17 protein-coding genes are annotated in these 24731 nt (G+C 71.0%); 6 read left to right on the top strand and 11 right to left on the bottom strand.

All coding sequences use genetic code 11. The features are described 5' to 3' along the window. Positions 1-117: 117 nt before the first annotated feature. Positions 118-1683, top strand: coding sequence for an APC family permease (locus tag ACIPWY_RS16720; protein ID WP_362897928.1), 1566 nt, complete (start codon positions 118-120; stop codon positions 1681-1683). Positions 1684-1696: 13 nt separating this feature from the next. On the opposite strand, the gene ACIPWY_RS16715 is transcribed toward ACIPWY_RS16720, so the two are convergent. Continuing rightward, positions 1697-3226, bottom strand: coding sequence for a CehA/McbA family metallohydrolase (locus ACIPWY_RS16715; RefSeq protein WP_362897927.1), 1530 nt, complete (start codon positions 3224-3226; stop codon positions 1697-1699). Between the two features lie 167 nt (positions 3227-3393). Between ACIPWY_RS16715 and ACIPWY_RS16710 the strand changes: the two genes are divergently transcribed. Together ACIPWY_RS16710 and ACIPWY_RS16705 are read left to right on the top strand one after the other, a co-directional pair. Beyond that, positions 3394-4224 carry an LLM class F420-dependent oxidoreductase gene (locus ACIPWY_RS16710; RefSeq protein ID WP_362897925.1) on the top strand — a complete coding sequence of 277 codons (831 nt, stop codon included), beginning with the start codon at positions 3394-3396 and terminating at the stop codon, positions 4222-4224. A 98-nt stretch (positions 4225-4322) separates the two neighbouring features. Further along, entirely contained in the window at positions 4323-6905 is a 2583-nt protein-coding gene (locus ACIPWY_RS16705) for a bifunctional FO biosynthesis protein CofGH (protein ID WP_362897923.1), read from the top strand. A 62-nt stretch (positions 6906-6967) separates the two neighbouring features. On the opposite strand, the gene ACIPWY_RS16700 is transcribed toward ACIPWY_RS16705, so the two are convergent. Both ACIPWY_RS16700 and ACIPWY_RS16695 read right to left on the bottom strand, forming a co-directional pair. Continuing rightward, complete coding sequence (locus ACIPWY_RS16700; protein ID WP_362897921.1) at positions 6968-8407, bottom strand: FG-GAP-like repeat-containing protein; 1440 nt, start codon at positions 8405-8407, stop codon at positions 6968-6970. A gap of 176 nt (positions 8408-8583) precedes the next feature. Further along, positions 8584-9663 (bottom strand): tyrosine-protein phosphatase, encoded by a 1080-nt coding sequence (locus ACIPWY_RS16695; protein WP_393701480.1) that lies wholly within the window; start codon positions 9661-9663, stop codon positions 8584-8586. Between the two features lie 263 nt (positions 9664-9926). Here ACIPWY_RS16695 and ACIPWY_RS16690 point away from each other — a divergent pair, with 263 nt between their 5' ends. Continuing rightward, entirely contained in the window at positions 9927-11066 is a 1140-nt protein-coding gene (locus ACIPWY_RS16690; protein ID WP_362897917.1) for an ADP-ribosylglycohydrolase family protein, read from the top strand. A gap of 59 nt (positions 11067-11125) precedes the next feature. On the opposite strand, the gene ACIPWY_RS16685 is transcribed toward ACIPWY_RS16690, so the two are convergent. Next, positions 11126-12712, bottom strand: a complete 1587-nt coding sequence (locus tag ACIPWY_RS16685; protein WP_401533628.1) for a sodium:solute symporter family protein — start codon at positions 12710-12712, stop codon at positions 11126-11128. 208 nt (positions 12713-12920) lie between these two features. Continuing rightward, a complete protein-coding gene (locus tag ACIPWY_RS16680) occupies positions 12921-13703 on the bottom strand; it encodes an SDR family oxidoreductase (protein ID WP_362897913.1) in 783 nt (260 codons plus the stop codon). A gap of 81 nt (positions 13704-13784) precedes the next feature. Here ACIPWY_RS16680 and ACIPWY_RS16675 point away from each other — a divergent pair, with 81 nt between their 5' ends. Beyond that, the gene (locus tag ACIPWY_RS16675) at positions 13785-14627 is read left to right on the top strand and encodes a hypothetical protein (RefSeq protein ID WP_393701484.1); all 843 of its coding nucleotides are present in this window, start codon (positions 13785-13787) and stop codon (positions 14625-14627) included. A 142-nt stretch (positions 14628-14769) separates the two neighbouring features. On the opposite strand, the gene ACIPWY_RS16670 is transcribed toward ACIPWY_RS16675, so the two are convergent. The 3 genes from ACIPWY_RS16670 to ACIPWY_RS16660 form a co-directional block, all read right to left on the bottom strand. Further along, a complete protein-coding gene (locus ACIPWY_RS16670; protein ID WP_356288190.1) occupies positions 14770-14979 on the bottom strand; it encodes a DUF397 domain-containing protein in 210 nt (69 codons plus the stop codon). Positions 14980-15266: 287 nt separating this feature from the next. Then, positions 15267-16136 (bottom strand): helix-turn-helix transcriptional regulator, encoded by an 870-nt coding sequence (locus tag ACIPWY_RS16665; RefSeq protein ID WP_362897910.1) that lies wholly within the window; start codon positions 16134-16136, stop codon positions 15267-15269. Between the two features lie 337 nt (positions 16137-16473). Next, on the bottom strand, positions 16474-17205 hold the full coding sequence (locus ACIPWY_RS16660) for a GPP34 family phosphoprotein (RefSeq protein ID WP_390012311.1): 732 nt from the start codon (positions 17203-17205) through the stop codon (positions 16474-16476). A gap of 195 nt (positions 17206-17400) precedes the next feature. On the opposite strand from ACIPWY_RS16660, the gene ACIPWY_RS16655 reads away from it, so the two are divergent. Beyond that, positions 17401-20127 carry a D-alanyl-D-alanine carboxypeptidase gene (locus ACIPWY_RS16655; protein WP_401533624.1) on the top strand — a complete coding sequence of 909 codons (2727 nt, stop codon included), beginning with the start codon at positions 17401-17403 and terminating at the stop codon, positions 20125-20127. 93 nt (positions 20128-20220) lie between these two features. On the opposite strand, the gene ACIPWY_RS16650 is transcribed toward ACIPWY_RS16655, so the two are convergent. From ACIPWY_RS16650 to ACIPWY_RS16640, 3 genes are all read right to left on the bottom strand, one after another. Beyond that, positions 20221-21927 (bottom strand): hypothetical protein, encoded by a 1707-nt coding sequence (locus tag ACIPWY_RS16650; protein WP_393701489.1) that lies wholly within the window; start codon positions 21925-21927, stop codon positions 20221-20223. Between the two features lie 172 nt (positions 21928-22099). Next, on the bottom strand, positions 22100-23413 hold the full coding sequence (locus ACIPWY_RS16645; RefSeq protein WP_362897904.1) for an extracellular solute-binding protein: 1314 nt from the start codon (positions 23411-23413) through the stop codon (positions 22100-22102). After that, complete coding sequence (locus ACIPWY_RS16640) at positions 23410-24714, bottom strand: hypothetical protein (protein WP_401533621.1); 1305 nt, start codon at positions 24712-24714, stop codon at positions 23410-23412. Before ACIPWY_RS16640 ends, ACIPWY_RS16645 begins: the two co-directional genes overlap by 4 nt. Positions 24715-24731 lie beyond the last annotated feature (17 nt).

Here is a 24731-nt window from a genome sequence, read left to right as displayed (position 1 = left end):
ACCTGAAGCTGCCTTGAGGGCGCGGGATGGATACGTGAATCGGCCATCGATTCAAAGGTGGCCGGTTTCAGTCCTTGTCCCCCTTATGCGGAAACCGCAGCATTTAACGTCTTGTTCATGACTGAGCTGGACGCGCGGCCGACACAGGCTGCCCACGACACGGCAGGCGGCGCCCCCGACGGGGGCGTCCGCAGCAAGGGCCTCGGCGGTAACTCCGTCGGGCTGGTCGGCAGCGCGGTCATCGGCATCTCGACCGTGGCGCCCGTCTACTGCCTGACCTCGACCCTCGGCTCCACGTCCGGCGAGGTCGGTCTCCAGATGCCCGCCGTGTTCCTGGCCGGGTTCCTGCCGATGCTGCTCGTCGCCTTCGCGTACCGCGAGCTGAACAAGGCCATGCCGGACTGCGGCACGTCGTTCACCTGGACGGTGAAGGCCTTCGGCCCGCGCGTGGGCTGGATGTGCGGCTGGGGCCTGGTCATCGCGACGATCATCGTGCTGTCCAACCTGGCGGGCGTCGCCACGTCGTACTTCTGGCTCCTCGCGGGCGAGATCACCGGCAGCACGTCCATCGGCGCCCTGGACGACAACAAGGCCGTCCACATCGTCACCTGCCTCGCCCTGATCGCCGCCGCGACCGCGATCAGCTACCGCGGCATGACCGCGACGAAGGGCGTCCAGTTCACTCTGGTCGGCCTCCAGCTCGTCGTCCTCGCCGTGTTCGTCGTGATGGCCGTGGTGAAGGCGGGATCGGCGGACTTCCCCACGTCCGTGCCGTTCTCGTGGACGTGGCTCGACCCGTTCTCGGTGAAGTCGTTCGGCGCGTTCACCGCGGGCCTGTCCCTGTCGATCTTCATGTACTGGGGCTGGGACACCTGCCTCACCGCGAACGAGGAGACCATCGGCAGCGAGAAGACGCCCGGCCGCGCCGCCCTCATCGCGATGGTCGTCCTCGTAGGCTCCTACCTCGCCACCGGCGTCGCCGCCCAGATGGTCGTCGGCTCCGGCGGCAAGGGCCTCGGCCTCGCCAACCCCGCGACGTCCGACAACGTCTTCGCCGCCCTCGCGGGCCCCGTCATGGGCCCCGGCCTCGGCATCCTGCTCTTCGTCGCCGTCCTCGCCTCGGCCGCGGCCAGCCTGCAGACCACGTTCATCCCCGTCGCCCGCACGGTCCTCGCCATGGCGACGTACGAGGCGCTGCCCGCCTCCTACGCCCGCGTCCACCCGCGCTTCAAGACGCCGGGCCGCGCCACGGTCACCGCGGGCGTCGCCACCGGCGTGTTCTACACCGTCATGACGCTGGTCTCCGAGCACGTACTCGTCGACACGATCTACGCGCTCGGCCTCATGATCTGCTTCTACTACGCGCTCACGGCGTTCGCCTGCGCCTGGTACTTCCGCACCGAACTGCTGCGCTCGCCCAGGGACTTCTTCTTCAAGGCGTTCTTCCCGGTCCTGGGCGGCGTCCTGCTGTCCGCCGTGTTCGTGAAGACCCTCGTCGACATGTGGAACCCGGCGTACGGCAGCGGCTCCTCCGTCCTCGGCGTCGGCTCCGTCTTCGTGATCGGCGTCGGTCTGCTGCTCGTCGGCTTCGTGATCATGCTGGTGATGGGACGGCGCAGCCCGGCGTTCTTCCGCGGCGAGGTGCTGACGCGGGAGACGCCGGTGCTGGTCGTCGAGGACTGAGACTCGCTGGGGCCTACTTGCCCAGGAACACCGGGTTCGTGAACGCCGCGAGTGCGCCCGGCAGGACCGGGACCGTCGCCGGGTGCCGGACCTCGGCCCGTACGTAGGCCGCGTACGAGGCGGTCGTGCGCCACTCGGCCGTGCCCGTCCCGGACTCGGGGAGCGCCGGCGCCGTGAACAGCGTGCCCTGGTCCGTGACCACGTGGAGCGTGCAGCCCGGGGCGCCCTTGACCTCCAGGCGGACGGTGACCGGCGCGTCGGGGTCCACGTGGAGGCGCTCGCCGATGCCCGCGTGCTCGCCGCGCGAGCCGGACGCCGTGAACGCCAGCTCCACGGACTTCGACTCGGCGACGTAACTGCGGCCCGCCCTGATGCCCGCCTGGATGGCCTCGCGGGTCAGGTCGTCGGCGAGGACCACCGTCTGCGGGCCGCCGACGCGGTCCGGGTCGCGGTGGGCGTCGCTGTTGCCCATCGCCGGGATCCACTGACGCGAACCCCGCACGGACGCCACCAGCGTGTTGTCCCAGTCGGCCAGGGAGACCTCGTCCTCCGCGGTGTACGTGCCGTTCCACACCTCGACCGCGTCCGCCTCGCCGAAGCCGAACTTCCAGTTGCAGCCGATGCAGGTGGCGTGCGGATGCGCCGGCACGACCAGGCCGCCGGCCCGGCGGACCTCGCGCGCGTACTTGCCGAAGCGGTTGTCGCGGGCACGGTAGCGCCAGTCGACGAACGTGCCCGGGTCCGTGCCGAGCGCCAGCACGTGCCCGTTACGGGTCGTGATCTCCTCGCCGACCATGATCAGCAGGTCGTCGCCCGCCTGGTCGGCCCAGTGGGCGTGCGAGGAGTACGTGTTGTGGTCGGACGAGTTGATGAAGTCCAGGCCCGCCTCGCGCGCGAGCGCCGCGATCTCGGCGGGGGTGCGCCTGCCGTCCGAGTACCACGTGTGCAGATGGCAGTCCCCGCGGTACCAGGCGCGGCCCCGGCCCTTGGCGCGCGTGGGCGGGTAGACGGGCTTCGGGGTCTCGCCCTGCTCGCCGTACGTGAGCGTGATGGTCAGCTCGTACGGGAGGCCCTCGGGCGCCACCGTGTACGGGCCGAGCGCGATGTGCCAGGTGCCCGCGCGGACCGGGCCCGGGATGTAGCCCGGCGTCGCGTCGTCGGCCCGTACGAAGAACTCGGTGCGCGCGCCGCCCGACCAGCCACGGAAGCCCTGCCCGCCGAGCGCGGTGCCCCGCTCGTCGAACACCCCGATGTCCAGGGCGTTGTTCTGCGTGCCGGCCGGGACGGTCGCCTTCGTGTAGGTGTACGCGACGTGGATCTCGCGGACCCCGCGCGGCACCTCGACCGGCACATACACGAAGTCGGGCGCGCCGGGCGGCAGCGTCCCCTTCACCGTCTTCGTCGTCTTCGTTCCGTCCGCCGGTGTGCGGCCGTCGGCCGCGCTCGCGAAGCTCACACTGCTCAACGTAAGCGCGGTGGCCGCTCCCGTCACGAACAGCGCGCGTCTTCCCATGCCGGTCGTGGTGTGGTCGTCCTCGCACATGCTGCGGCTCCCAGGGTCTCGTGACGTTCCGTCTGTGACGTGGGTGGTGCAGGCAACTCTGGTATTGAGCCGTGAACTCTCAAGTAAGGGAAGGGGATCGGAGTCTTACGACTGTCCCTGCCGGGGAGTCCATGGACTCCTGAGGGGCGGGCCGGTAGTAATGCCCCATGCGGATCTCGACCACGATCTTCCTGACCGACGAGACCATCACGCCGGTGCGGCTCGCACGCGCACTGGAGCAACGCGGGTTCGCCGGGCTGTATCTGCCCGAGCACACGCACATCCCGGTGGAGCGGGCGACGCCGTGGCCGGTCGGCGGTGAACTGCCCGCCGAGTACGGCCGCACCCTCGACCCGTTCGTCGCGCTCGGCCAGGCCGCCGCCGTCACCGAGCGGCTCGGGCTCGGCACCGGCATCACGCTGATCGCCCAGCACGACCCCATCGGCCTGGCCAAGCAGATCGCCACCCTCGACCACCTCTCCGGCGGCCGCTTCACGCTCGGCATCGGCTTCGGCTGGAACGTCGAGGAGGCCGCGGACCACGGCGTCGAATGGCGCACGCGGCGCGAGCTCGGCCGGGAGCGCATGGCCCTCATGCGGGCCCTGTGGGCGCAGGAACCCACCGCGTACGAAGGCGAGTTCGGGGTGTCGGTGCGGGCCAGCCACGCCTACCCGAAGCCGGCGGGCGGCGCGCCCCGCACGCTGATCGGGGGAGCGGCGGGCCCGAAGCTGTTCGCGCACATCACCGAGTACGCGGACGGCTGGATGCCCATCGGCGGGCGCGGCCTGACCGAGTCGATGCCCGTCCTGCGAGCCGGCTGGGAGGACGCCGGCCGCGACCCGGCGGACCTGCACGTCGTCCCGTTCGCGGTCCTGCCGACTCCGGGCAAGCTCGCGCACTACGCGGAGCTCGGCATCGACGAGGTCGTCCTCCAACTCCCCCCGGCGGACGAGACTTCGGTCCTCAAGATTCTCGACGAGTGCGAGCAGTACCTGTAAGGGCGGCCCGGCCGGCAGGTGAAACGTGTACGTCGCGTGATCCCGCGCACGTCAGCGCGGCGCAGACGTGGTCGGCGGGCGCTCGTATCCTCGGGAGCATGAGTGATCCGGAGGCTGTACGACCCACTGCCAACGCGATGCGCCGCGCGTTGAAGCGGTCCCGCGACGGCGTTGCCCTCGACCTGACGGAGGCGGCGGTCCTGCTCCAGGCCCGCGGCGACGACCTGCGGGACCTGACGGCGTCCGCCGCACGCGTGCGCGACGCGGGCCTGAAGGCCGCGGGCCGTCCGGGCGTCATCACGTATTCGAAGAAGGTCTTCATCCCGCTGACCCGGCTGTGCCGGGACAAGTGCCACTACTGCACGTTCGTGACCGTCCCCGGCAAGCTGCGCCGGGAGGGCCACGGTATGTACCTGTCGCCGGACGAGGTCCTCGACATCGCCCGCCGCGGCGCCGAGATGGGCTGCAAGGAAGCCCTGTTCACGCTCGGCGACCGGCCCGAGGACCGCTGGCCCGAGGCCCGTGAGTGGCTGGACGCGCACGGGTACGACGACACGCTGGCCTATGTGCGCGCCATGGCGATCCGCGTCCTCGAGGAGACGGGCCTGCTCCCGCACCTCAACCCCGGCGTCATGACGTGGACCGACCTCCAGCGCCTCAAGCCGGTCGCGCCGTCCATGGGCATGATGCTGGAGACGACGGCGACGCGCCTGTGGTCCGAGCCCGGCGGCCCGCACCACGGCTCGCCCGACAAGGAACCCGCCGTCCGGCTGCGGGTCCTGGAGGACGCGGGCCGCTCGAACGTCCCGTTCACCACCGGCATCCTCATCGGCATCGGCGAGTCGTACGAGGAGCGCGCCGACTCCCTCTTCCAGCTGCGCCGCATCCAGCGCAGCTACCACGGCATCCAGGAAGTCATCGTCCAGAACTTCCGCGCCAAGCCGGACACGGCGATGCGCGGCATGCCGGACGCGGAGCTGGAGGAGCTGGCCGCGTGCATCGCGGTCGCCCGCCACGTCCTCGGCCCCTCCGCCCGCATCCAGGCCCCGCCGAACCTGGTCGACGAGGAGTACGCGCTCCTGATCGGCGCGGGCATCGACGACTGGGGCGGGGTGTCCCCGCTGACCCCGGACCATGTGAACCCCGAGCGCCCCTGGCCGCACATCGACGAACTCGCCGCGAAGACCGGCGAGGCGGGCTTCGAGCTGCGCGAACGCCTCACGATCTACCCGGAGTTCATCGAGCGCGGCGAACCGTGGCTCGACCCGCGCCTCCTGCCGCACGTACGGGCCCTCGCCTGTGCCGACACGGGCCTCGCCGACGAGGGCGCGCGCCCCGAGGGCCTGCCCTGGCAGGAGCCCGACGAGGGGTTCACCGCCACCGGCCGCACGGACCTGCACCGCACCATCGACACGACGGGCCGCACGTCCGACCGGCGCGACGACTTCGACGACGTGTACGGCGACTGGGAGGCGCTGCGCGAGCAGGCCGCGCCCGGCATGGTCCCGCAGCGCCTCGACGGCGATGTCCGCGCCGCGCTCGCGACGGCGGCCGACGACCCGACGAAGCTCACCGACGACGAGGCGCTCGCCCTCCTGCACGCGGACGGGCCCGCGCTCGACGCGCTGTGCCGCATCGCGGACGACATCCGCAAGACGGTGAACGGCGACGACGTCACGTACATCGTCACGAGGAACATCAACTTCACGAACGTCTGCTACACCGGCTGCCGCTTCTGCGCCTTCGCGCAGCGCCGCACCGACGCGGACGCGTACACGCTCTCGCTCTCCCAGGTCGCCGACCGGGCCGAGCAGGCGTGGGACGTGGGCGCGGTCGAGGTGTGCATGCAGGGCGGCATCCACCCCGACCTGCCGGGCACGGCCTACTTCGACATCGCGAAGGCGGTGAAGGAGCGCGTCCCCGGCATGCACGTGCACGCCTTCTCCCCGATGGAGGTCGTGAACGGCGCGACGCGCACGGGCATGTCGATACGGGACTGGCTGACCGCGGCGAAGGAGGCCGGCCTCGACTCGATCCCCGGCACTGCGGCCGAGATCCTCGACGACGAGGTCCGCTGGATCCTCACCAAGGGCAAGCTGCCCACGGCGACCTGGATCGAGGTCATCAAGACGGCTCACGAGCTGGGCATCCGCTCGTCGTCGACGATGATGTACGGCCATGTGGACCAGCCCCGCCACTGGCTCGGCCACTTCCGCACGCTGGCCGGGATCCAGCAGGAGACCGGCGGCTTCACGGAGTTCGTGACGCTCCCGTTCATCCACACCAACGCGCCGGTCTACCTGGCGGGCATCGCCCGGCCGGGCCCGACGACCCGCGACAACAGGGCCGTCACCGCCATGGCGCGTGTCCTCCTGCACCCCCACATCCCCAACATCCAGACGAGCTGGGTGAAGCTGGGCACGGAGGGCGCCGCGGAGATGCTGCGCTCGGGGGCGAACGACCTGGGCGGCACGCTGATGGAGGAGACCATCTCCCGTATGGCGGGCTCCGGTTACGGCTCGTACCGCTCCATCAAGGACCTCATCACGATCGCGGACGAAGCGGGCCGCCCGGCGAAGCCGCGCACGACGCTGTACGGGGAGGTCTCCGAGGAGCGGCAGCGCGCGGCGACGGCCTCGGACGGCCACCTGCCGGAACTGCTGCCGGTGCTGGGGGACTGAGCGGGACCACGCATGGCGGGGGTGGGTGGACCCACGGGCTCACCCACCCCCCCGTGTGACCGTCAGCGCCCGCCGAGGTCCTGCCCCAGCTGGGCGTTCTTCTCGGGGACATGGACGGCGGCGGCGCCGAACGACGTGATGCCGCTCGTGGTGAGCCCGCCGGTCGCCCCGCGCAGCACCCACGCGGCGCCGGAGTCGGTGTACGTGCCGTCCTCCAGGGGCGCGGCGGCGGTCAGGTCGGCCTTGCCGTCGCCGTTCAGGTCGTTCAGGACGACCTGCTGACCGAAGCCGTCACCGGTCTCCGAGGCGCCGGGCACGGCGGCCGTCGACTGGTTGAAGGCCTGGGAGCCCGTGCCGGACAGACCGCCGCTGCCGCCCTTGAGCAGGACGACGCTGCCGGCGTCCTTGATGTTGCCGATGGCCTCGCCGGGCACGCCGACGGCGATGTCCGCGAAGCCGTCGCCGTTCACGTCACCGGCGGAGATGTCGGTGCCGAACATGTCGCCGCTCTCGCCGACCCCGGGCACGCCGGTCGTGTCCTGCGTGATGGTCTTCGTGCGGGTCGTGGAGGGTCCGTCGGCGGTGCCGTACATGACGAGGACGGTGCCCTTCTCGTACGGGATGTCCTCGTAGTTGTCGCCGATGTCGTGGACCACGAGGTCGCCGTAGCCGTCACCGTCGACGTCACCGACGGCGCCGCGGAACGACGAGGTCAGCGACTTCGCGGTGTGCGAGACGCCGCCCTTCCCGCCCTTCCAGAACTTGCTGGCGTACGCCATCTCCTCGAAGCCGTGGCTCGTCACGATGTCGTCGGCGCCGTCCCCGGTCATGTCGCCGACCACGATGTCGGCGGGCCCGAAGGTCTGGCTGGTGGCGATGGTGTCCTGGCCGGCCGGCTTGGCGCTCGCGCGGTCGAAGGGGCCGTAGGAGATGGTCATCCCGGCGGCGTCGTCGTTCGGGTCGTCGCTGCGCGGGTAGTCGTCGGTGACGAGGTCGCGGTGCCCGTCCCCGTTGAAGTCGCCGACGGCGAACATCCCGGTCGACGTGGGCAGCGAGACACTGCCCTGCCCGCTCAGCCCGGCGGCCGAACCCCACAGCACGACGCTCGGCGAGCCGCCGAGACCGGCGACGACGAGGTCGGTGTACGAGTCCCCGTCGAGGTCGCCGCTGGTGACGCGCTCCCCGAAGTAGCCGCCCTCCTCGGCGGCCCCGGGTATCCCGGCGGTGGAGCGGGTGAAGACCTTGGCGTTCGCGGTGTCCGGCCCGTTCTTCCCGCCGTAGACCACGGAGACGGCCCCGGCGGTCTCCTGCCCGGACACGGTCGCGCCCGGCGCCCCGAGCACGAGGTCCCCGTACCCGTCGTGGTTGAAGTCGGTGGCGGGGACGCGAGGCGGAACGGGGGTGGCGGCGGCGGCCGTTCCGGCGGCGGCGGTGAGGCCGAGCGGCACGGCGAGCGCGGTGACGGCAAGGGCTGTGACGAGAGTGCGGCGCACTGTTCCCATCCTTCTTGGTGTCCTGTGGGGGTGCTTTTGGTTACGTGAAGAAAGACGGGCCACCCAAGGAAAACGTTGTACTCGCCGGCGGGTGTGTACGTCGCAAGCCTGTAACAGCGCATGCGGAGGCCCCCGTTCGGGACGTGTGTCCCGGACGGGGGCCTGAGCGCAGAGGAGCGGGAGCGTCAGCCGACCAGCAGGTCCTCGCGCAGGTCGCGTACGTCACGGTGGCTGAGGCCCAGGGCCTTGTCCAGGTAGCGGTCGAACGCGCCGTAGCGGCTCGTCACTTCCTGGAAGCCCGAGTTCAGGTACTCGGGGCGGACGTCCAGCATCGGCTTGTACACGGCGGCCTGCGCGGGCGGCATCGCGGCGAGCGTGGCCGCGTTCTCCTTCGCGCGGTACGTGTTGCTGGCCAGGTAGTCGTCCATCACCGTCTCGCGGGGCACGCCGAGCGCGGTCAGGAGCGTGGCGTTCGCCCAGCCCGTGCGGTCCTTGCCGGCCGTGCAGTGGAACAGCGTGTTCGCGCCGTCGGCGTCCGCGATGCCGTGGAAGACCGTGGAGTAGGCCTTCTGCGCGGTCGGGGTGGAGACCATGGTCTTCTCCGCGTCCACCATCAGCTGGGCGGAGGCCTCCGGCGACGCGGGCAGGCCGGACAGGCCCCCGAGGTCGCCGAGCACGTCCGCGACGACGTAGCGGGAACCGGCGGGGACGCGGTCGGGCCCGGCGGCGCGCTCCTGCTGCGTGCGCAGGTCGTAGTCCACGGAGATCCCGAGGCGCTTCAGCTTCGCCAGGTCCCGGTCACTGAGCTTGTCCAGGGCGGCGGTGCGGTAGATCTCGCCCATCCGCACCCAGTGTCCGTCGGTGGTGCGGTAGCCGCCCGCGTCACGGAAGTTGACCGCGCCGTCGAGGCGTATCTCGCGGTCGGCGAGGTGCAGGCCCTGGCCGCGGTCGGGGACCAGGTCGAACCACTGGCGGTCGGCGGCGGGCAGGCCGCGCACGGTGACCTTGCCGGAAGCGCCGCCCGAGGCGACGGTGCGCCCGCCCGCGCGGACCGCCACGTGCCGGACGCCGGGCGCCTTCCACTCGATGGTGAAGGAGGAGCCGTCCTCGGACGCCGTCACGGTCGCCGCCGTGAACGGGATGCGGTGGTGCGAGGTGTGCCCGTGGGAAGCGGGGTGCGCGGCGGCGACGGGTGCGGAAAGGCCCACGAGGAGCGCGGCGGCCAGGGCGTACGAGGAAGCCCTGACACGAGTCATCTGCGTCATGGTGCGGATGTTCCGGGTGCCCGGCGAGGTATACGCCAACGCACGGTGAACACCTCACGTCGGACGGCGGTCGAGCGGCGGCGCGGCGCCTGCCTCCAGGCCGCACCCCGGGACATCGCCCGGTTTGCGGAAGAAAAGTGGGTGAAGTGGTCTCAAGGGCGACTTGGCCTGTGCCGCTTCGGCTCTCAACCGGGTGCGGCCCGTCGATTACAGTGCTGCGCAGTCGTCGCACGCGTAACGAGACCCGGAGGGGAGAGCTCCCCGTGGCAGCCCCACTGACCCCCGAGCAGGGGGGACCCGCATCGGCCATCTGGGGCCGCGCCGAGCAGCAGGATTTTCGCAGCCGGGTCCGCGGCACGCTCATCGGGGCCGCCCTCGGCGACGCCCTCGGGGCGCCGCTCGCCGGGCTCTCCCTGGAGGAGGTCAGGGCCGCGCACGGGCCGCAGGGACTGACGGACCTCGCGCCCGCGTACGGGCGCCGCGGCGCCGTCACGGCCGCCACACAGCAGGCGCTCTTCACCGTGGACGGCCTGATAAGGGCGCAGGTGCGGCGCGACACGGGCGCCTGGCATCCGCCGACCGACGTGCACCGCGCCTACCTTCGCTGGGCCGCGACCCAGCGCGACTGGGGCCCGGACGAGCGGCGCAAGGAGGACGGCTGGCTCGCCCGCGAGGAGTGGCTGTACTCACGCCGCGGCCCGTCCCGCGACTGCCTCCTCGGCCTCGGCAACGACGTCATGGGGACCCTGGAGAAGCCCAAGAACGTGGCAGCGGCCGGGTCCGCGCCGGCCGCCCGGTCGGCCCCGTTCGGGCTGCTCGTCGGCTGGGAGCCGCAGCTCGTCTTCCAGCTGGCCGCCGAGTGCGCGGTCCAGACGCACGGTGCACCCGTGGCCTACCTCTGTGCGGGCGCGTACGCGGTCGTGGTGCACGGACTCGCGCGCGGCGAGAGCCTCGACGGCGCCGTGCAGCGCGCTCTCGTCGTCCTGGCCGCGCGCCCGGGGCACCAGCCCGTGACGGACGCGCTCAAGCACGCGCTCGGCGCGGTGCGCCAGGGCATGCCGTCGGCCGCCCGCGTCGACGAACTCGTGGGCGACGGGCTCGCGGAGGGGGTCCTCGCCGTGGCGGTGTACTGCGCCCTGGTCGGCGAGGACATACGGCACGGCCTGTGTCTCGCGGTCAACCACGGCGGCCCGTCCGAGGCGACCGGCGCGCTGTGCGGGGGCCTGCTCGGCGCCCTGCACGGGGAGACCGCGCTGCCGCCCGGCTGGGTGACCGAGCTGGAGGGCCGCCCCACCGTCCTGGAGCTCGCCGACGACTTCGCGATGGAGATGACGCAGGGGCCCGCCCTGCACAGCCCCGCGTCGTCGTCGCCGGGGTGGCTGGCCAGGTACCCCAGGGCGTGAACGCCGAAGCGCCGGACCGGCTGTGATCAGCCCGCCCGGCGCCCGGTGAGGAACAGTCGTTACGACAGCCGGCCGGGCGGCTGCGAGCCGACCGCCCCGTCCTGCGGCTCCGCGGGCGCGGGAACCGCCGCCGCCCCGGTGGACCCGTCGTCGTCCGTGTTGATGCGCTCGATGAGCGCGTCCCGCTCCGGGGTGTCCTCCGGCTTGATGTAGCCGATGACGATGTAGAGCACGAGCGAGACGGCGAGCGGGATCGACACCTGGTACTGGAGCGGGACGCCGCCCTCGACGTTCCAGCTGATCGGGTAGTTGACCAGCCAGAACGCGAGCAGACCCGCGGCCCAGCTGGTGAGCGCCGCCGTGGGACCGGACTTGCGGAAGGTACGCAGCAGACCCAGCATCATCGGGATCGCGATCGGGCCCATCAGACCGGCGACCCACTTGATGACGACGGTGATGATGTCCTTGAACGTGGGCGAGTTGACCTGCGTGGCGACCGCCATGGACAGACCGAGGAAGACCACCGTGGTGAGGCGGGCGGCGAGCAGTCCCTTGTTCCCGATCCACTGCTCCTTCGCCCTCTTCGAGACCGCGGGCGCCACGTCACGGGTGAAGACGGCGGCGATGGCGTTCGCGTCGGAGGAGCACATGGCCATCGTGTGCGAGAAGAAGCCGACGATGACCAGGCCCAACAGGCCGTGCGGCAGAAGCTGTTCGGTCATCAGGCCGTAACTGTCCGAACCGTCCGGCTTCTGCGCGTGCACCAGGAGCGGCGACACCCACATGGGGAAGAAGAGGACGACCGGCCAGACCAGCCACAGGACCGCCGAGAGGCGGGCCGAGCGGGTGGCCTCGCGGGCGGAGCCGGTGGCCATGTAGCGCTGGGCCTGGTTGAGCATGCCGCCGTTGTACTCGAAGAGCTTGATGAAGAGGAACGCCAGCAGGAACACCGTGCCGTACGGGCCGACGAGCGGCTTGCCGTGTCCGGCGAGCTCGGGCTCGTCCCAGACCCCGAAGATGCCGCCGAACGGGCCGAGCTTGGAGACGACGGCGACGAACATGGCGACACCGGCGATGAGCTGGATGATGAACTGCCCCAGCTCGGTCAGCGCGTCGGCCCACAGGCCGCCGATGGTGCAGTAGATCGCCGTGATGGCACCGGTGATCAGGATGCCCTGGTTGATCGAGATGCCCGTGAAGACGGACAACAGGGTGGCGATGGCGGCCCACTTGGCGGCCACGTCCACGATCTTCAGGAGCATGCCGGACCAGGCGAGCGCCTGCTGGGTGCCCAGGTTGTAGCGGTTCTTGAGGTATTCGAGCGGTGACGCCACATGCAGGCGCGACCGCAGCCGGTTGATGCGCGGGGCGAACAGCTTGGAGCCGATGGCGATGCCGAGCGCGATGGGGAACGACCAGGTGACGAAGGACGTCACGCCGTAGGTGTAGGCGATGCCGGCGTATCCGGTGAACATGACGGCGCTGTAGCCGGACATGTGGTGCGAGATGCCGGACAGCCACCAGGGCATCTTGCCGCCGGCCGTGAAGAAGTCGGAGACGTCGTCCACACGCTTGTGGGACCAGACGCCGATCGCGACCATGATGCCGAAATAGCCGATGAGCACGGCCCAGTCGAGACTGTTCATTGAGCCCCCTCCAGGGGTCTGGTCCTACTTGTGAACGCCGTTCATGGTGTGGGGAGCCGAAGGGCCAGGACAACGCACTGGAGGGTCAAGGGACAGTAAAATCGTTCTACTTATTGACCTGTGTTCACGTCCATGAATCGAGATGGGGGCAAAAAGGACCGCACGGCAGTGAGTGCCGTGCGGTCGGGTCCTGGCTGACGGTTCGGAACTACCGCATCAGCTCACCGGCGTTGACCAGAAGCGACTGCCCGGTGATGGCCCGCGCCCGGTCGGACGCGAGGAACACGGCGGCGTCCGCCACGTCCCCGTCCGTGGCCAGTTCGGGCAGCGCCATCCGCTCGGTGAGCCGCGCGAGGACCTCGTCCTGAGGTACGCCCTCGGTGTGCGCCGTGAACTGGACGTACGCCTCGACCGGCGGCCCCCACATCCAGCCGGGCAGCACGGTGTTGACCCGGACGCGGTGCGGGCCGAGCTCGCGCGCCATGGAGTACATCGCGGAGGTCAGCGCGCCCTTCGAGGCCGCGTACGCCGCCTGCCACACCTGGGAGGGCGCGGCCACGGCCGACTGCGTGCCGATGACGACGACGGAGCCGCCCCGCTCCTTGAGGGCGGGCAGGCAGGCCCGGGTCATGCGCAGGGTGCCGAGCAGGTTCACGTCGATGACCTGCTGCCAGGTCGCGAAGTCCGCGTCCTCCAGGCCGCCGAAGTAGCTGTCCCAGGCGGCGACATGGACCACGGCGTCGACCGAGCCGAACCGCTCGCGCGCGAGCCCCGCGAGCGCCTCGCACTGGCTCTCGTCGGTGATGTCCGTCGCCGCGTACGCGGTGTGCGTACCGTCCGGGTCGATCTCCGCGGCCGACTTGGCGAGGTTCGCCTCCGTGCGCGCGCCGAGCACGGCGTTGCCGCCGTCGCGCACCACGGCCGCGGCGACCTGGTGGCCGAGCCCGGCCCCGACCCCCGACACGACCACTGTCTTTCCGTTCAGGAGCATCCGGTCGCCTCCCGGCTATGGCAGTTCTTCTGACGGGGCGTCAGAGTAGGCCCGTCCGGTGGAGGAAGGAAGGGGATCGCCGTGAGCGAGGACGCGAGGAGCGAGGTGTACGCGGAGCTGGCATCGGTCGGCCCGTACGGGGTACGCCCCGGGCACGCCCTGATCACCATGGTCGAGCCGCACCCGGGCCATGAGTACGCGTACAACCGCTGGTACGAGGACGACCACTACTACGCCGGCGCGATGGCCATGCCCTGGATGAACTCGGGGCGCCGCTGGGTGGCCACGCGCGAACTGCAACTCCTGCGCTACCCCGAGAAGTCGGCGGTCGCGCAGCCGGTCACCGCGGGCTGCTACATCTCCACGTACTGGATCACCGACGGCCGCTACGACGACCACATGAAGTGGACCGTCGGCATCAACAAACGGCTCAACCGGGACGGGCGCGTCTATCAGGACCGCACGCACGTCTTCACCGCGTTCCAGGACCACGCGGCGACCGTGTACCGCGACGGGGCCGCCGGACCGCGCGACTACCACGCACTCGACCACCCCTACCGGGGTCTGGTCGTGGAGGTCATCGACGCCGAAGGGACCGAGCAGCGCGAGGAATTGCTGGAGTGGCTGCGCTCACGCCACCTGCCGAAGCGGCTCGCGGGCTCACCGGCGGCGATGGTCACGGTCTTCCGCCCGACGCCACTGCCGGGCGACCGGATGTCGTACGTGAAACAGGTCGAGGGCGTCGGCACCCGCCTCACCCTCCTGTGGTTCCTGGAGGCGGACCCGGCGGACTGCTGGGAGGACCACTTCACGGGCCTGGACACGGCCGTTCACGAGTCGGGCCTCGGCCGCGTGGAGCTGGTGGCGCCGTTCATCCCGACGATCCCCGGCACGGATCGGTATGTGGACCAGCTGCGGGGGTGAGCGGAAAAAGCCGAGCCCCCTCGGCCAGGACGGCGGGCCAGTCGAGAGGGCTCTTTCAGTACCGCAGTGGTGCTCTTTTGGTGACGAAATCCTGCTGTGGTGCTGAGTTGGTGCTGTGTCGCGATGGGTGCGCTCCGATGCCTCAGGCGGCGTCGAAGGCGCCCCGGCCGACCTCGGTCACGAAGGAGTTCCACGAATCGGGGGCGAAGCCGATCGAGGGCCCCTCGGGGGCCTTCGAGTCCCGCACCGCGATCGCGTGCAGGAGGGGGGACTTGACCTCGACGCACGCGCCGTTCCCCGTCGAATAGGAGGACTTGGTCCAGGAATTCGTGCCGCCCTGCTGAATTGCCATTTTTGCTCCGGTTTAGCCAGTGGTCGAATTGCTGCCACCGCTCCTGTGAAGCGGTTTGCGCCAACGTGGTGCTTGATGGCGTGATCGACGCTACTAGCCAACATCGGTGCGCGAAGGGGCCATTCACTCGACCGGATGGCATATTCCAGTGGGGTCTTCCGCCCCGCCGCGGCGAAGGTGTACCGTGCGGCACTTTGCTCGCGCGGGGCGGATTCTGTCCCTCTGGACTACCCCTGGACTACCCCTGGACTTCCTCTGGACGGCCTCTGGGCTGCCTTTGGATCTCCCTAGACCGTTTCCTGGAGCGCGTATTCCTGCGCGATCTTCGCAATGAACTGTCGGGATTGCTCCACATTCAGTGCCTGTGCCCGCAGATGCTCGTACATCACGCTGTACTTCTGCACATCGTTGGCCTTCTCCAGATAGAGATCACTGGTGACGCCCTCGATGTAGACGACGCTCGAATCCGCGGCGTCCGGGAACTCCAGAATCGCGTACTGGCCGTTCAGGCCCGGATGTGCGCCCATGTCGAACGGAATGACCTGCACGGTCACATGCGGGAGCTGGGACTGCTCGACCAGGTGCTCCAGCTGCTCGCGCATGACGGTCCGGCTGCCGACGACGCGGCGCAGCGCCGACTCGTCGAGCACGGTCCACAGGCGCAGCGGGTTGTCCGGGGCCGCGATGCGCTCCTGGCGGCGGACGCGGACCTGGACGCGCTTGTCGATGTCGGTCGGCGTGGTCTCCGGGAGCGCGCCGGTGATCAGCGTCTCCGCGTACGCCCGGGTCTGCAGCAGGCCCGGCACGACCTGCGGATCGTAGACGCGCAGACTGGCCGCGTCCGTCTCCAGACCGATGTAGACGCTGTACGGGATGTCGCCGAAGGAGTGCCACCAGCCCTGCTGGCGGGAGTCCTTGGCCATCTGCATGAGCGAGTCGACGATGCGGTGGTCCTCGACCTCGTAGACCCCGCACAGGTCGCGGACGTCGCGCTGGCTGATGCTGCGCCGCCCGTTCTCGAGCCTGCTGATCTTCGACTGTGAGACCAGGAGCCGCTCGGCCACCTCTTCGGCGGTCATGCCTTTGAGCTCGCGGAGCCGGCGCAGCTCCTGGCCCAACCGGCGCCGCCTGACGGTGGGATTGACGTTGGACGCCACGGGACGTGCACCTCCGGCTGCGTGCCTCTGTGATTTTTTGCGTATCTTGCGAATCTGCTGCTCAGCAGATTGCCACCCTGGGCTTCATACCGCTGGGAAACAGCGGATATGCGCAGCGGACACGACAGTTGGGCCCGCGGCGGGGCGTACTGCCGTGCCGGGGCGTACGGCTGGGGCTGTCGCCGGACATGCGGCCGCGCGGGGCGCCGGTCCGTGTCGTCGTCCCGACGTCCGGATCCGGCACCCCGCGCGGCTCAGCGGCTCCCGGACCGGTCTTTGGGGACTGCGGTGCGGCGCTGTTGCGGTGCGGGCCGTTCAGATGGTGCTGGTGCGGTGCTCAGTGCGCCACGGCACGGGCCATCGCCCCGTGGTGCGGCTGCATCGGAACCCTGCCGGGCTCCGGCGCTCCCCTGCCCGGCGGGGCCGGGCTGCGGCGTGGCTGAGCGGCCACACCGTTCTGGACGTCCATCACGGCGTGCGCCACGAGTCCGCCCATGGGGTCGTGCCTGATCAGGTCCCGCAGCCGGGAGCGGGACGATCGTCCCTCGTTCCCCGGATACAGGTGCTTGCCGAGTCCGACCGCGTGGGCCAGTGCGGCGAGCGCCGCGGTCCGTGGGTCCGGCGGTACGCCGGTACGGATCGCACTGTCCAGCCGGTTCTTGATCTCCCGGCTGATCGCCGTGTCCGTCGCCTGGTAGCGAGTCGTCGGCAGCACCCCGCACATCTGGCCGGCCACGGCATGAACCATGCCGCACCTCTCCAGATGCGAGAGATAGGTCTGGCGCAGCCCCAGTCGGGGCCCGCCGATCCAGTGGACCGCACGTACCGGGGCGCCGCGCCTTCGCAGCAACTCCAGTGCGCAGTCCAAAGTCGGATCTCCGGTCGGCCGTGGTGCCACCACGGCGATACGATCCCCATCTGGGGCTATCCGTCCGGCCAACGCCAGCTCTACTAGCTGTGCTCCGGCCAGACCTAGGTCGAGCGACTGCGGCTGCGCTGTGGTACCCGTGGCCGGGTCCAGAGCGAGCAGCAGAAGCTCTTCCGGAATGGTTCTGCGGCTCCTGCCCATCCATGCCTCCCCGCGTGGATGAATGACAGGGTGACCCCTCTCACATTGGTCTGTCGAGAGTGCGTGGGTGCTATGTACGGGAACCAGTAGGTATGTCGTTCTCGTCTATCACGGGGGTGAAGCCCCCACACAGGACACTGGTACATGGTTCGGACAGCAGCGGCGTAGCGCGTGGCGCGTAGCGAGGAGGCATCGGTGGCGGGGACCCCCGACAGGTCGAAGCAGCAGGAGTCGTCGGGAGGACCGACCTCGGAGGAACGGGACCCCAGGCTCGCGATGGCCAGGCAGTCGCCGGAGCGGGTCGATCAGGCGACTGCGGTGTTCTCCGTAAGGGACGTTCCGGGGGCGGGCGCGGTTGCGGACGCCTCCGGCGCGCAGGACGCGGACGCGGACCCGGCTCCCGGTTCGGCATCGACATCGGCATCGGCATCGGATTCAGGGGCGGACGCGGAGCCCGAGGCGGGTTCGGCGGACGGTACGGCGCCGGGTTCCGGCGACGAGCCGGGCGACGCACGCCTGCGTGCCGCGGTGGCGGCCTGGGTGGGCGCTCCGCGGGACGGCTCCGCCGACGAGCCTGACGAGCCGGAGACGGCCGGTACGGACGCCTCCGGCGCGGAGAGCCCGTCTGAGGGCGACAGCGCCCCTGACGCGGGCGAGCCCGAGAGGGACGAGCCTGAGGCGGCAGACGCCGCCGCTGAGGGCGACGGTGCCGATTCCGGGGCGGACTCCAGCGCGGACTCCGGTGACGACGAGGCGGGCGCCCCCGAGGACTCGGCCGACGCCGAGGCCACGGATGCCCCCGAGGAGTCCGGCGACGACGCCGATTCGGCTGACGCCCGCGCGGCGGCCGCCGAGGACGCGGAGCCGTCCGACGAGGACGAGCAGTCGTCCTCCGGTGACGCCAAGCTGTCCGACGAGGACGAGCAGTCGTCCTCCGGTGACGCCAAGCTGTCCGACGAGGCCAAGTCCTCCGATGACGCGAAGGCTGACGCCGAGCCGGCTGACGAGGCCAAGACGCCGTCCGGCGAGACCAAGCCGGCCGACGAGACGAAGGCCGAAGCCAAGCCGACCGACGACGCCAAGGCACCGGCCGACGCGAAGCCGACCGACGACGAGCCGTCCGCCGAGACCAAGCCGGCCGACGAGACGAAGGCCGAAGCCAAGCCGACCGACGACGCCAAGGCACCGGCCGACGCGAAGCCGACCGACGACGCCAAGGCCGACGCCGAGCCGACCGGCGACGACGCCAAGCCCGACGACGCCAAGCCGGCCAAGGATGCCCAGCCGTCGGACGGCGCCCAGTCGTCGGACGACGCCAAGGCCTCCACCCCCGCCGTCGACCAGGCCACCGCCGTCTTCAAGGCCGTCAAGCCGCCCGTCGATCAGCCGACCCAGATGCTCAAGTCGCTCGGGTCCAAGCCCGCCGGTGCGGGCAAGGCCGAGTCCGATGCCGAGCGCACCAGCAAGTTCGTGCCGCTCAGGCTCGACTCGGGCGCCCCGGCCAAGCCCAAGGCGCAGCCCGGTGCTCAGTCTGGTGCGCAGCCCGGTGCACAGCCCGAGGCGGAGCCCACCGCGGCCCCGCAGGCGAAGCCGTACGTCGGGCCCGAGCGCACCAGCCAGCAGCCGCTCCCGCCGCTGCCCCCGCTCGACCTCCTGGCCGAGCTCACCAACACGCCGCCGCCCGCGGAGACCCGGGTTCGCACGACTGTGCGCAGGGTCAAGATCTGGACGCCGCTCGTCCTGCTGCTCGCCGTGGTATTTGCAGTCGTACAGGCCGTACGACCGCTGCCCGCGCCTACGCTGGCGCTGACCGCCAAGTCGACGTTCACGTTCGACGGCGACAAGGTCTCGCTGCCGTGGCCCGCCGAGGGTCAGGGTTCGATGGACGCCAGCGGCATCGGCTCGATGGATCAGTTCGGCGAGCAGAAGCCCGTACCGATCGGGTCCGTGGCCAAGGCCATGACGGCGTACGTCGTGCTCAAGGACCACCCGCTGCAGGCGGGCAAGAACGGGCCGTCCATCGACGTGGACGCCAAGGCGGAGACGGAGGGCGGCTACGACTCGGAGGGCGAGTCGACGCTGAACACCGTCAAGGAGGGCGACAAGCTCAGCCAGAAGGACGCCCTTGCGGCCATCATGATTCCGTCTGCGAACAACATCGCGCGGCTCCTTGCGCGTTGGGACGCCGGTTCCGAGGAGGCGTTCGTCAAGAAGATGAACGCCGCCGCGAAGGACCTCGGCATGACCGGCACCACGTACACGGACCCGTCCGGGCTGAAGGGGACGACCGTCTCCACCGCTCAGGACCAGGTCAAGCTCGGCAACGAGCTGGTGAAGATCCAGGCCCTGATGGACATCACCAAGCTGCCGACGTGGACGGACCCGTCGGGCAAGACGTGGCAGAACTACAACCGCCTCGTCCCGTACAACAACGCGATCGGCGTGAAGACCGGTTCGACCACGAAGGCCGGCGGCAACCTGCTCTTCGCCGCGACGAAGGACGCCGGCGGCGAGACCGTGACGGTCGTCGGCGCGATCCTCGGGCAGCACAAGGTGCCGATCATCGACACCGTGAACGCCGTCAGCAAGACGGCGATGCTCGCGGCGCAGGACGCGGTGAAGGCGTCGACGATCCTGAAGAAGGGCGACGTCGTCGGGTACGTGGACGACGGGCTCGGCGGGCACACCCCGGTCGTGGTGACGAAGAACGTCTCGGCGGTCGGCTGGGCGGGCCTGACGGTGAAGCTGGAGCTGGCGGACGGTGCCAAGGGTGCCGTCATCCCGCACTCCGCGAAGGCCGGTACGAAGGTCGGCGAGCTGAAGGTCGGCGACGGTTCGGGCGGCGCGGTCGCCGTCCCGGTCGCCCTCCAGAAGGATCTCGCCGAACCGGACTTCAGCGCCAAGCTGACCCGCGTCGGCTGACCTTCAGGTCGGCCTCACACAGCAGCGCAGCGCCCCCACGGCACACAGCCGCGGGGGCGCTTCCGTCGCCCGCCCCCCCCCGAAGGGGACCGCTCACTTCGTCTTCGGCGGTACGCACTTGGGTGCCGTCTTGCCGGACGGCCCCCCGTACTGCGAGCTGATCCGGACGTCGCCCGGCTCCTTCACGGTCAGGCGTGTGAACTCGCCGTCCTCGCGCAGGCAGCCGTTGTCCGCCCACAGCCACGGCGAGTACGCGATGCGCACGGTGATCGAGCCGGACTTCGGCATCCGTACGACGAGGTTGGCGCCGTCGGAGCGGACCACCGAGCCGGGCGAGTCCACCAGCGGTACGGCGTTCTTCACGCGGTAGATCCGCCAGTTGGCGTCCTTCCACACCGGTTCGAGGTAGTCCGGCTCGGTGGACACCAGCTTGTGCTCCAGCTCCGCGGGGCCGTCGGGCTCGCCGTTGTAGACGACGACGAAGCCGACCGCCCACTCGGAGAGCCAGGCGTGGTACGAGGCGGAGGAGAAGGCGCCCTCGGGTACGTCGGTGCCACCGTGACCCTCGTAGAAGAGCCGTCCGCGCTCGACGTCGGCCTGCCGGTTCCAGCCGCGCGCCATGTTGATGTAGGGCGCGAGGACGGCCGCCTCTCGGTGGTCGCGGGCGGGGACGACCTCGACGCGGGTGCGTTCGGCGCCGAGTTTCTTCAGCTTGGAGACGACGCCGTCCGTCTTGATGGCCCACTCGGGGACCTCGGTGTTGGCGACGACGTCGGCGATGGTCTTGCCGGACAGCCAGCCCAGGGAGAGGACGATCGCGACGATGCACATGACGCGCTGGCGGTGGAGCGGGAAGTACCGGCCGCGCCGGCCCTCGTAGCGGGGCCCGCGGTCCCGGTCCATCACGGCGGCGAGGATCAGCGCGGGCGCCACGATCTCCGTGAGCCGCTCCACGTTCGTGCCGATCGGAGTGGCGATCAGATAGGTGAGGACCACGCCGAGCGCGTACACGGCGGTGCCGAGGCGGACCACGCGCCAGGCGCGCGGCGCGCACACCAGGACGACCGCGCACAGGACGACGGGCGGGAAGATCCGGTCGAACGGCATGGGCTGTTCGCCCTTGAAGGGGAACAGCCAGGTCGTCACGGCGACGATGAGGACGGGCGGCAGGAGCAGCGACAGGGCCTTGCCCCACTGCTTGTTCAGGAGCCAGGCGGCGCCGGCGACGACGAGGAAGAGCCCGGCGACGGGGCTGGCCATCGTGGACAGCGCGGCGCACACCGTCGCGATGACGATGCGCCGGCCGTTCATGTGCGCGAGGACGGCGCCGAGCCCGAAGGCCACCCCCAGCATGAACGTCGAGCGCCCCGACACGACCTGGCACCACAGCGAGAACCCCACCACGAGGGCCGGCCACAGCGGTCTTCGGATGCCGCTGCGCTCGACGATCGACGCGGCCAGCCAGGTGGACGAGACGCCGGACAGGAGGGTGACGGGGACGACGCCGAACATCGCCATCAGATAGGGCGAGATGAGGCTGTAGTTGGCGATGTGGAGGCCGCCGTACCAGAACAGGTTGTACGCGGAGCCCGGGTACATCCTGGCGAACTCGGCCCACGCCACCTGTGCCGCGAGGTCGCCGCCGCCGGTCGCCAGGAACGCCAGCCACAGGACGTGGAGCGGAAGTATGCAGGCGGTGACGAGCAGTGCGGTCCGGTACCGGCCGTGCCAGGGCTCGGGGACGTCCGGGGGGCGGCGCGCGCGTGCGGCAGAGGGTGGAGACAGTTCGGCAGAGGCCACTGCGGCGTTCCGTTCCGGTCGGACGGGCGATTGAGTACGGGCAATTGCGTACGGGCAATTGTGTTCGGATAGACGCTAGCCGTGGCCGCAGAGTTGGTTGACGCGCCCCTGATGTCTGCGGCAAATCTACGCAGGGTCCCTCGTGTCCGGCACGGCCCCGTGTCCGGCGCGGCTATCCGCCCGGCGGCGCGCAGATGTCGTCGGGCGTGCGCGGCTGTCCCGACCGGCCCGACGGTGTTCCGGCGATCTGGCTGCGGACGGTCTCCAGCTGCCCGAGGAGCGTGTCCAGCGTCCCCGTACGCGGATCCTGGAAGTACGTGAGGACGGCCCGGTAGAACGCGTCGCGCAGCACGGGCGGCATCACGTCCGACGCGTCGAAGCACAGGGTGTCCGCCTCGCGGGTCAGATACGAGGCGACGGTCTGGCCGGTCGGGTCGTCGGGCTGGGGGTCGCTGGCGTCGGGGAAGAAGGGCCGCAGCTGCTCGGGCGCCGCCCGCGACCAGCTCGCGCGGCCGCTCTCGCTCGTCAGCAGCGTGACGAGTTCCTGCGCCGCCGGGTTGTCGGTGAGCACGGCGGCCATGTCGCCCGACACCTCGTACGCGCCCTTGTACGCGGCCTGCCCGTGCAGGAACCGGGCGGCCGGCTCCACGCGCAGGGCGTCGCCGGCGGCGCCGGGGTAGAGGTAGCGGATGAAGGAGCCCTGGTGTTCGTGGGTGCAGCCGGGCAGTGAGCCGCCGAGCAGCCCGCGCCGGGCGCCCGAAGGGTCTGCGGGGGCGGGCGTGCCCTCGAACGACATGGTCAGGGAGCGTTCGACGGCCTCCGGCGACCGTGGGCCGAGGATTCCGGCCCAGGTCGTGAAGGCGCGGCGCACGGCCGGGTCCTTCTTCCAGTCGAGGCGGCCGGTGGCCCACCGCGTGTACGTGTCGGGGCCCGCCTGGTGGAGGAGTATGTCCTCGATCCAGTCGGTGCCGGGCCACCCGGAGGTGGCTTCCGCGGCCATGCCCACGCACCAGTCGGGCGCCTTGGCCGGGGTGCCGCGCTTGCTCCACACGAGGCTCTTGAGGTTGACGCGCAGCGGCACCCAGTAGGTGCGGCGCCTGCCGTCGAGCGTGAGGGTGGGGGACCAGGGCGGGTAGCCGCGTTCGGCGGCCTTCTGGGACAGCGGCTGGAGTTTGCCGTCGGCCGCGTACTCGGTGAGTTCGCCGATGCTGTTGAGGATCGCGACGTCGGGCGGGGCGCCGGCCTCCAGTTGCGCGACGAGGGTCTCGCGCAGGGAGCGGGTGCCCTTGTAGACGTAACTGTGGCCGCTGCGGTCCGACAGGCGGGACAGGGCGGCCTCGAACGCGGCGCCTTCCGGTCCCGTCCACGGCCCGAGCACGACGACGGTCCGGTCTGCGTCGCCGCCCGCGCAGCCGCCGGTGAGCGCGGCGAGGGCGAGCAGGCAGGCGGCGAGGGCGAGCCGCAGCATCCCGTTCCGGCGCCTCATACGGCGGTCCCGGGGCGCCCCACGAGCAGGTATTCGCGCCGGTAGGCGTGGAGGGTGGCACCGGTGACGGCGGCGACGAGCAGGCCCGCGGGCGCCACCCAGGGGGCGGCCCCGTCGACGGCGGCGAGCCTGCCGCGGTCCAGGACGTCGTCCATCGAAGCGGCGAGTGTGACGATGGCGGTGTCGCCGGGCGGGTCGATGCGGTGCTCCTCGACGGCGACCTCGGTGGACGGCGAGGCCACTTGGGACAGGCGGCGGGCGATCGGCACGGTGTCCTCCTGGGCGGCGTACGCGCGCAGCCCGTCCACGGCGAGCAGGGGCACGGCGAGCAGCGGCAGCGCGGCGGCGAGCAGCGCCACGCTGGCCCGGATGCGGAAGCGGATCCGCAGGAAGCGCAGGGTGCGCCACAGACCGACGGCCAGCAGCACGAACGCGACGGCCGACACGGCGGCGGCGGTGACGGCGGCGGGGCCGAGCGTGGCGCGCGCTTCGAGGCGGTGGCGCAGGGCGCTTTCGAGGGCCGAGATGCGGTCGACGACGGCCGTCGCCTCGCTGCCGGTGACGGTCTTGCATCTGAGGTAGGGCGCGTAGCGGTTGGTGGCGGGTTCGTAGGGGGCGTCGGCGTCGATGGCGTGTCGGTCGGGTTCGGTCGAGCAGAGCATGCTCTGGGCGTAGGAGAGTCCGGCCTTGCGCAGGGGCTTGTCGGAGACGTTGGTCTGGGCCCAGGCGATCCAGCGCTCGTAGCCGTCGACGAGGCCCGAGACGACGTCGAGTTCCTGGCGTTCGGCCGCGGTCAGGGCGCCGCCGCGCGCGACCTGGCTGAGGTCCTGGGCGGCACCGGTGATCCGGGAGCCGTAGCGGGGGCTGAGCCCGCTCAGTTCCACGGCGTCCCCCGCGTCGAGGCTCACCTCGGCCTCCCGCTGGGCGATCCGCAGGGAGGTCCGCGCGTCCGTCAGGTCGCGCAGCGCGGGCGCGATATGGGTGCGGATCGCGGCGGAGTCGTCGCGCAGGGAGGTGGCGGTGAAGCCGAGTCCGGCGAAGGCGACGGCGGCGAGGAGAGGCAGCGCGACGAGCCGGTCGTGGAGATAGGCGCGGTTACGGGGAGGGGTTGCTGTCGCACGGTTGCTCGGCCGCTCCGTGGCGCGGGGGGAGGCCCCCGCCCGGGCGCCCGGCCGTTCCACGCCCCGCACCGGCGGGGCCCACGCGTACCGCCACAGCACCCGCGCGTACTGCCACAGCACCTGTACGTACCACCACAGCACCCGCGCGTACGACCACAGCGCCCGCCCGCCCTCGACCACCCCACCCGCGCAACGCC

This window comes from Streptomyces sp. NPDC090032 (assembly GCF_044748025.1).
Classification (GTDB): domain Bacteria; phylum Actinomycetota; class Actinomycetes; order Streptomycetales; family Streptomycetaceae; genus Streptomyces.
This window is presented reverse-complemented; position numbering and strand designations above follow the sequence as displayed.